Origin of the sequence: Xenorhabdus griffiniae, assembly GCF_015163655.1 — a bacterium.
Taxonomy (GTDB): domain Bacteria; phylum Pseudomonadota; class Gammaproteobacteria; order Enterobacterales; family Enterobacteriaceae; genus Xenorhabdus; species Xenorhabdus griffiniae.
This window is the reverse complement of record NZ_JADEUF010000036.1, coordinates 25,027-33,118: the sequence shown is the minus strand read 5'-3', so window position 1 is coordinate 33,118 and position 8,092 is coordinate 25,027. Positions and strand designations below refer to the sequence as shown.

Annotated in this window: 10 protein-coding genes and 2 pseudogenes; 8 read left to right on the top strand and 4 right to left on the bottom strand. The window is 42.8% G+C overall.

Translation table 11 applies throughout. The features are described 5' to 3' along the window. Positions 1-185 precede the first annotated feature (185 nt). A complete protein-coding gene (locus IQ211_RS19865) occupies positions 186-308 on the bottom strand; it encodes a hypothetical protein (RefSeq protein WP_262985604.1) in 123 nt (40 codons plus the stop codon). A gap of 24 nt (positions 309-332) precedes the next feature. On the opposite strand from IQ211_RS19865, the pseudogene IQ211_RS20085 reads away from it, so the two are divergent. Continuing rightward, positions 333-546, top strand: a pseudogene (locus IQ211_RS20085) (RHS repeat-associated core domain-containing protein); the annotation flags it as partial. Between the two features lie 264 nt (positions 547-810). Here the strand turns inward: IQ211_RS20085 and IQ211_RS20000 are convergent. Beyond that, entirely contained in the window at positions 811-1,053 is a 243-nt protein-coding gene (locus IQ211_RS20000) for a SymE family type I addiction module toxin (protein ID WP_282885594.1), read from the bottom strand. Between IQ211_RS20000 and IQ211_RS20080 the strand changes: the two genes are divergently transcribed. The 4 genes and pseudogenes from IQ211_RS20080 to IQ211_RS07950 all read left to right on the top strand — a co-directional run bounded on the left by IQ211_RS20080 (position 1,045) and on the right by IQ211_RS07950 (position 2,522). Continuing rightward, positions 1,045-1,272, top strand: a complete 228-nt coding sequence (locus tag IQ211_RS20080; protein WP_189759813.1) for a TNT domain-containing protein — start codon at positions 1,045-1,047, stop codon at positions 1,270-1,272. The genes IQ211_RS20000 and IQ211_RS20080 overlap by 9 nt on opposite strands. A gap of 17 nt (positions 1,273-1,289) precedes the next feature. Next, entirely contained in the window at positions 1,290-1,526 is a 237-nt protein-coding gene (locus tag IQ211_RS07960; protein ID WP_189759812.1) for a hypothetical protein, read from the top strand. Positions 1,527-1,786: 260 nt separating this feature from the next. Continuing rightward, positions 1,787-2,109: pseudogene (gene tnpB / locus IQ211_RS07955) on the top strand (IS66 family insertion sequence element accessory protein TnpB). Continuing rightward, positions 2,106-2,522 (top strand): hypothetical protein, encoded by a 417-nt coding sequence (locus tag IQ211_RS07950; RefSeq protein WP_189759811.1) that lies wholly within the window; start codon positions 2,106-2,108, stop codon positions 2,520-2,522. The pseudogene tnpB and the gene IQ211_RS07950 overlap by 4 nt, the downstream one beginning before the upstream one ends. A gap of 72 nt (positions 2,523-2,594) precedes the next feature. Here IQ211_RS07950 and ampG read toward each other — a convergent pair whose 3' ends face one another. Both ampG and IQ211_RS07940 read right to left on the bottom strand, forming a co-directional pair. Next, a complete protein-coding gene (gene ampG, locus IQ211_RS07945) occupies positions 2,595-4,124 on the bottom strand; it encodes a muropeptide MFS transporter AmpG (RefSeq protein WP_189759810.1) in 1,530 nt (509 codons plus the stop codon). 71 nt (positions 4,125-4,195) lie between these two features. Further along, entirely contained in the window at positions 4,196-4,774 is a 579-nt protein-coding gene (locus tag IQ211_RS07940; protein WP_189759809.1) for a lipoprotein, read from the bottom strand. 261 nt (positions 4,775-5,035) lie between these two features. Here IQ211_RS07940 and bolA point away from each other — a divergent pair, with 261 nt between their 5' ends. The 3 genes from bolA (at position 5,036) to clpP (ending at position 7,950) form a co-directional block, all read left to right on the top strand. Continuing rightward, a complete protein-coding gene (gene bolA, locus IQ211_RS07935) occupies positions 5,036-5,359 on the top strand; it encodes a transcriptional regulator BolA (protein WP_189759808.1) in 324 nt (107 codons plus the stop codon). A gap of 391 nt (positions 5,360-5,750) precedes the next feature. After that, entirely contained in the window at positions 5,751-7,055 is a 1,305-nt protein-coding gene (gene tig / locus IQ211_RS07930) for a trigger factor (protein WP_189759807.1), read from the top strand. Positions 7,056-7,326: 271 nt separating this feature from the next. Beyond that, the gene (gene clpP, locus IQ211_RS07925; RefSeq protein ID WP_189759806.1) at positions 7,327-7,950 is read left to right on the top strand and encodes an ATP-dependent Clp endopeptidase proteolytic subunit ClpP; all 624 of its coding nucleotides are present in this window, start codon (positions 7,327-7,329) and stop codon (positions 7,948-7,950) included. Positions 7,951-8,092 lie beyond the last annotated feature (142 nt).

Sequence of the window (8,092 nt, the reverse complement as noted above, 5' to 3'; positions counted from 1 at the left end):
GTGTGACTGCCGTATCTGTAATCCATGTTGCACCTCCAGTACAACACAGTATTGCAGCTAAAGCTGACCGACTAAAGTCGGTGGTTTTAACCTTTCATATGGAAGAATAAACTATGAAATAACGCCGGAAAGATCCCCGTGATCTTCCGGCTTTCTTCATTTTTAGAGCTGCCCAGTCCTTACCCTTAGCAGCTTTTGTATTCCCCAATCAGTTCCCGCATCCGTAGCTTAATGTCACTGAGCTGGTCTTGCTGGCGCCGGTACTGTTGCTTGATGGTGCGTTGGTCGTCGCTGTCAGGAATGAGCACTAAACAGCGATCCAGTATCACTTCCGGTTTATGGGGCAGTGCGAAGATACGGAATCGGGGGTTATACTATAACCGGTTTCGATATTACTCGCCGGAGACGGGGCAGTATATTTCGCCGGACCCCTTGGGGCTGGCAGGCGGATTTAACCAGTATGGCTATGTTGATAACCCGGTTAAGTATGTAGATCCACTGGGATTAATAAAAAGTTGTCCTCCTCCAGAAATAAGAGGCACTCAAACTGGATTTAGGAATCCACAACAAATAGACGGCATAAAAAGAGATATGCTTAATGGATCTTTTGATTTTCAAAATATAGAAAAGAGGATTGGTGGATATCTAAATAGGTTTTCATAATACTGAGAGTATCAGATGTTGGAGTTCCTTACGGCGCGCGGGGTAAGGAATACTCCTATTATTTTGAAACGCTATTTATTGATTAAAGCCGGAAGATCTTGAAGATCCTTCCGGCTTTCTTTGTTAAGAGCCGCTCACTCCCTGCCCTTAGCGGCTTGTGTAGTCGCCAAGCAGTTCTCGCATTCGCAGCTTAATTTCACTGAGCTGGTCTTGCTGGCGCTGGTACTGTTGCTTAATGGTGCGAGTGTCGTCGCTGTCAGGAATGAGCACCAGACAGCCGTCCATAATTTTAACGGTCAGTGTGCCGCCAATATCGAATCCAGCCTGTTTAAGCCATCTTCCCGCTAAATTTATCGCGGGTCTGGGGTTCGGCCTGCCGTTTTGCGGCACGTATCCCACGGTGTAATAACGTTCGGTTTTGGCGGCCTTATTTACCGCGCGGTTTTTGTAGTTAAAAAGCCTATAACTGTTGATGCAGGAGAGATCACTCCTTGGTTTGGTTATCCGGGACGAGGAATACAGTACGATTTACCTAAAAAAGTTAATGAATTAATAGCTGATGGTTCATTAGAAAAAATCTCAGTGACAGGTAAACCCATTCCATTTTAAATTAATTAGGCATATCAATGAATAAAGAAGAACTGAGAACACGTTTAAAAGAAAATAAAATCTCATCATCTTACTACTCACTTGAGGGAGGAGCTCCTGATAATAGAATTTGCCTTACTTATGAAGATGGATACTGGCTAGTCTATCATGCAGAAAGAGGGGCGCGTAGTTGGGTAGAATCATTTGAAAAAGAAGAAGATGCATGCCAACGTTTTTGGGAATATGTGTCTGATACAAAAAAAATGTATGGATAAAACACAAAGCCGGAAGAGATCCTCGTGATCTTCCGGCTTTCTTCTTTTTTAAGAGCGACTCAGTCCCTACCCTTAGTTGCTGTTGTAGTCGCCAATAGTTCCCGCATTCTCAGTTTAATATCGCTGAGCTGGTCTTGCTGGCATCGGTACTGTTGCTTGATGGCGCGGGTGTCGTCGCTGTCAGGAATGAGCACCAGACATCTAAAGCCTTAAATATAGGTACTTCAGGAGTAGCACATAAATCGCCTAAACCCGTCGATATGCGCCGGGGAATTGATGCCCTGACCCAGCTATTGAACGGTTAAACCTGCGCTGGCAGGAAGAAGCGGCGTTTGTTTTTTGCAACAAGGCCCGCTCCCGCCTCAAGGTGTTGCGCTGGGATCGCCATGGGGTCTGGTTGTGCACCCGCCGTTTGCACCGGGCCTATTTTGTCTGGCCAAAACAGGGGGAACGCAGCTGGGTGATGACGCCCGCTCAGTTTGACTGGCTTAAACCTGAAAACATATTAGGTGCAAGACCAGTCAATGCCGATGGGGAAATGTGGGACTATACTATTTTAAATCCAAAGAGGTATGGAAAATGACGGACATTGATAAAAGAAAAATCAAAATAATCGTAAACGGAAAAACAGAAGAAGCTGAATTGCATTTGATCACTTCTCCTGATAGGCATTGTTGCTTAAGAATATTTCATAATAATAATCAGTTGGCGGAATCAAATAATGCTGATTATTTTTCATGTTTTGTTGATTTAAGAAACCAATTAAAAGATATAATTTTTCTTTGCAAGGGTGCAAAAATAAATGTATACCCATCTGGCATGATGATAGATATGGGCTTAGGTAAAGTAGCCTATGAAAATACATTAGGTCAGCGAGCCAAATCTGAAGATACAGTTCATATATTTGATTTCGAAGATAAAGATGTTGATGTTACTCCAGAAGAACAAAGAGGATTTCACTATCAATGGATTGAATCATTCCGACACAAAAACTGATTCATTAGTGTAGATTAAGCCGGAAAGATCCCCGTGCTCTTCCGGCTTTCTTTTTTAGAGCTGCTCAGTAAACTAAGCAAGCCTACTTTTCTTTAACGCCAAATAATCTAATATTCCACCTAAAAGAAAGCCCAGGGTTCCAATGATGACACTCCAGGATAACAGTGGAGATATCCATTCACTACCTTCATGCAGATATAGCATGTATTCTGGCGATATCGTGTATACCAGAGAGACTAAATGAATGATGATAAACAGTACGCTACTGATAATTAACCAAACTATAAATATCAAGGCGGCCAATATCATGATAGTAAAGGCGAATTTATAAGCGTTTTTGAATCGTGTTCGGGGCAGAAAGCCATCATTTTTCTCGGTATAAGCCAGTGTCTTACGGCAGATAAACAACAATATAAGCCCCGGCAATCCGATAATAACAGAAAATAGATAAAACATTGGCCAGCCATAAGCTTCTGCAAACCATCCTGCTACTGGGCCAACATAAACTCGGCCAACGGCTGATAATGCAGAAAGTAATGCGAACTGTGTTGCTGAAAATGATTTATTACATAAGGTCATTAGAAGAGCAACAAAAGCCGCTGTTCCCATGCCACCACAGATATTTTCCAGAAAAATCGCCGTCCCCATTAGATAGATATCTTTAGGGGTAATGGCAAGTATCCAATAACCGAAGTTTGAAACAGTTTGAAGAATGCCAAAGATCATCAGGGCACGGAACAAGCTCAGCCGATGCATCAAATAACCGCCGTACAATGCGCCAATAATGGTTGCAGCAAGTCCGAGGGTTTTGTTGAGCATACCGACTTCAGCTGGACTGAAACCGACACCACGAATAAGGAAAGGTGTGCTGAGTGAAAGTGCAAAAGCATCTGCCAGTTTGTACAGTACAATCAGTAGCAGGATAAGCCAGGCATTATTGCGGCCGAAAAAATCAAGTAATGGTTCGAATACCGCCTGATGTAATGTTTTTGGTGGTGCGGTATTGATTTCTGGTTCTTTGGCTGTAAGCGTGGCATAAACCCCGATAAGCATCAAGCCAGCCATAACCCAATACATATTTTGCCAGCCAATATAGGTGGCGAGTAACAATGCCAATCCTCCAGAAACCAGCATAGCTAACCGATAACCCAGTACGGAAATGGCAGCACCGGAGCCTCGTTCTTCCTGTGGTAACAAATCGGTTTTATAGGCATCAAAAATAATATCTTGGGAAGCTGAGAAAAATGCAACAGCAACAGCCAATGCAGCAAGCCACCATAAATGCTGGGAAGGTTGCAGGAACCCCATTGCGGCAATACTGGCGATCAATAAGAGTTGAGTAGCGAGCATCCACCCCCGGCGGCGTCCTAAAAAGGAGGGGGTATATCGATCCATTGTGGGTGCCCAGAGAAACTTAAAAACATAGGCTTGACCAACCAAAGTGAAAAAACCGATAGTTCGGATATCGACGTTTTCGACAGTCATCCATGCTTGTAACGTTCCAGCCGTGAGCGCAAGAGGCAGACCTGAGGCAAAGCCTAGTAATAGAAGGGTTCGATAGTTGCGTAATGCAGATAGGTTTAAATAACGGTGGTTAGTCATGGGCCTCCCAAAACTTTCTGCATACTATCTAATTTTGTCAGAATTAGGCAGAAAGTTTGTACATTATCCTGTTAGTGGACGTTTTGTTTGATAAAGGTGCTGATTGACGCATCCTGAGCCATGTCTGCGATCACATCAGATAAGACAGTATTGACTGCATCAGCAATTTTTGTGTTTGTTGCGGCCAATGGTCCCTGGGTATTGTAGCTGGTACGATAATTTTTGATTTGTTTACTACCGTCTTGAGCATAAGCAATGATAGAGATTTCCGCTTTGGCTGAAATATTATGACGAAGACTGCCTTCTTTCACATTGGCGTAGAGTTGATTAACGACAACCTGCAAATTGGCATTGGCGGGAGAGCCAATCATATAGCCGCGAGCCACCATCTGTTTTTCCAGCGCTTCTTGTAGTAAGAAGCGTAAATCACGGGAAGGAACCAGGGTAACTAATCGCGCATCACGATTAATTTGGGCCAGGGCTTGAGATTGACGCTGGTCGACCCCACTAATACTGACTGTGATCGCTTTCATGGTTGGATCTGCTGGAGGCAGGGTAATTTTAGGCTGAATGGCTAATGTGTTGCCTGAATCTGCACAGCCAGATAAAAAGAAAAGCGTAATCAATGGAATAAATATTTTCTTTAGCATGTAGGTTTTCTCAATTCAAGATTCGGATATTCAATATTAATACTGATAATTTAAACCGTAGTTTAAACCGCCATAATCATAGCATCGCCATGGATAGCGGCATATCCCTGATGATAGAAACATGGTTTGAAATATCGTGAGAAATACCTGACGCAAATTCTGTTAATGAGATTGGGTTACTCCGATGTTATAAATCATGGGAAATAATCTAAAATCAATGATGTGGTTGATAAATAACCTTTGGTGATTTAGGAGAATGGGATGGTTCGTCAAGAAATAGAAACAAAGTTACAGGCGGCATTTAAGCCTTCTCATCTGGAAGTGACCGATGAAAGTTATCGTCACAATGTGCCAGCGGGTTCTGAAAGCCATTTTAAAATTGTTATCATAAGTAATGAATTTGTTGAACAAAGAATGCTTAGCCGCCATCGCTCAGTATATAGCGTTTTGGCTAAAGAATTAGAGGAAGGTGTACATGCTTTGGCACTTCATACTTATACAGAAAAGGAGTGGGCAGAACTAGCAGACACTGTTCTGGCTTCTCCCGCATGTCGTGGTGGCAGTACAACGACATCAAGATTGTGAGTTTTCTAAAGAAAATCATAGGCTTGTTTCTATTTTATTAATCCAGATTTAATCTTAACTAACAGCCTTCGGGCTGTATTTTTATTTATATGCATACTGCTTAAACAGTATCATCATAAACAAAATTATGATGTAGTCATTGAGCAACATTCATCACATAAGTCAACGAATCATGCATGCTTTTGTCTGCAATTCTCGACTCATACTGTCTGCGCCGCTATAATGCTGCGTCTAAATTTTTAGAATGGTTTCGGGACGCTTCTGATCACAGGGATTCTCGGTTTTTAAATGCGACCGCCCCGGTTCTTAAAGAGTACTGCAATCAGCTTGTTTTAAGCCTTGCAGCCATTCTGAAGTTGACCGAGCACTATGATTTTTTTGAGGTAACAAGATGCAAGTTTCTGTTGAAACCACTCAAGGCCTTGGGCGTCGTGTGTCAATCACCGTTCCTGCTGCCGATATCGAAAAAGCAGTTGACAGTGAACTGGTTAATGTAGCAAAGAAAGTCCGTATCGACGGCTTTCGTAAAGGCAAAGTGCCAATGAAGATCGTTAAGCAGCGTTATGGCGCTTCTGTTCTTCAGGATGTTCTGGGTGATCTGATGCAGCGCAATTTCATCAATGCGATCATTGAGCAGAAAATCAATCCAGCAGGTGCACCAAGCTACAAGCCTGAACAGTTTAAAGAAGGTGAAGACTTCACTTACGCAGTTGAATTTGAAGTTTATCCAGAAATTGAACTGAAAGGTCTGGAAGAGATCGAAGTTGAAAAACCTGTTGTTGAAGTAAAAGATGCAGACGTTGACAACATGCTGGACACGCTGCGTAAACAGCAGGCAGATTGGAAAGAAACCGATGAAGCAGCGGCTACGGAAGATCGTGTCACTGTTGATTTCACTGGCTCCATTGATGGTGAAGAGTTCGAAGGCGGTAAATCAACTGATTTCGTTCTGGCAATGGGCCAGGGCCGTATGATCCCAGGTTTTGAAGATGGTATCGTTGGTCACAAAGCAGGCGAAGAATTTACTATCGATGTGACTTTCCCAGAAGATTACCATGCAGAAAATCTGAAAGGTAAAGCGGCGAAGTTCGTGATCAACTTGAAAAAAGTTGAACAGCGTGAACTGCCAGAGCTGACTGAAGAGTTTATCAAGCGTTTTGGTATTGCTGATAGTTCTGTTGACGGTTTGCGTGCCGAAGTTCGCAAGAACATGGAACGTGAACTGAAAAATGCTGTTCGCAGCAACATCAAAACTCAGGTTTTGGATGGTCTGGTTAAGGCTAACGAAATTGAAGTTCCTGCGGCTGTTGTTGACAGTGAAATTGATGTATTGCGTCGTCAAGCTGCTCAGCGTTTTGGCGGTAGTGAAAAACAAGCTCTGGAACTGCCACGTGAACTGTTCGAAGAGCAAGCTAAACGCCGCGTTGTTGTTGGTTTGCTGTTAGGCGAAGTTATCAGCAGCAATGAGCTGAAAGTCGAAGAAGATCGCGTTACTGCGTTGATCGAAGAGATGGCTGCAGCTTATGAAGATCCAAAAGAAGTTGTTGAGTACTACAGCAAAAATAAAGAAATGATGAACAGCATTCGCAACATTGCTCTGGAAGAGCAGGCTGTTGAACTTGTTCTGAGCAAAGCAAAAGTTTCTGAAAAAGAAACTGGCTTCAATGAATTGATGAATCAAAATCAATTGGCATAAGTTTCATTTATTGATTGCCTGAGATGATGAAACCTCACTCTCAATGAAGTGAATCGAAGTAAACCCGCAGGCTATGCTTGCGGGTTTTTTTATTGTTCTTGAAAAAAACAGATTTAACCTCATATCCTTTCTTACTATTATGTAAGAACTTACTACTTTTTAAAGGGGAAAAGCCCCCTTGTGAGTTAACTTTGGATCATGGTCATCATCGCTTATCTCAAGTAGAATCAGTTATGAATGGCACCAGCGTGAGTTCGATTAGGAGACGGAAATGTCATACAGTGGCAAGCAAGATCAATATGCACCTAACATGTCTTTGGTGCCGATGGTGGTTGAACAAACAGCACGTGGCGAACGTGCATTTGATATCTTCTCCCGCTTATTAAAGGATCGTATTATTTTTCTGACTGGGCCTGTTGAAGATCATATGGCGAACTTGATCGTTGCCCAAATGCTATTCTTGGAAGCAGAAAACCCAGAAAAAGATATTCATTTATATATCAACTCACCTGGTGGGGTTATTACGGCAGGCATGTCTATTTATGACACGATGCAGTTTATCAAACCAGATGTGAGCACTATTTGTATGGGGCAGGCCTGTTCTATGGGAGCATTCCTGCTGACCGCTGGAGCTGAAGGGAAGCGTTTCTGTCTGCCGAATTCCAGAGTTATGATTCACCAGCCATTAGGTGGTTTCCAGGGACAGGCGACTGATATTGAGATCCATGCGCAGGAAATCCTCAAGGTTAAAGCGCGTATGAACGAATTGATGGCGAAACATACCGGACAGCCACTTGAGAAGATCGTTAAGGATACAGAACGCGATCGTTTCTTGTCAGCCGAAGAATCCGTAGAATACGGGTTGGTTGATAGTATATTCACCCAGCGCAGCTAATTATTAATTAATTACTTTATTACTCCGATGCTAGCCTTTTCTCTAAGCGTTTCTTGATGTTGACGCCAAACTAGGCGGAGTAATAGCGTTTTTTCTGTTATGCCGGACAAACTGGGATAACAGTTCATAAAGTGAGGTTGAC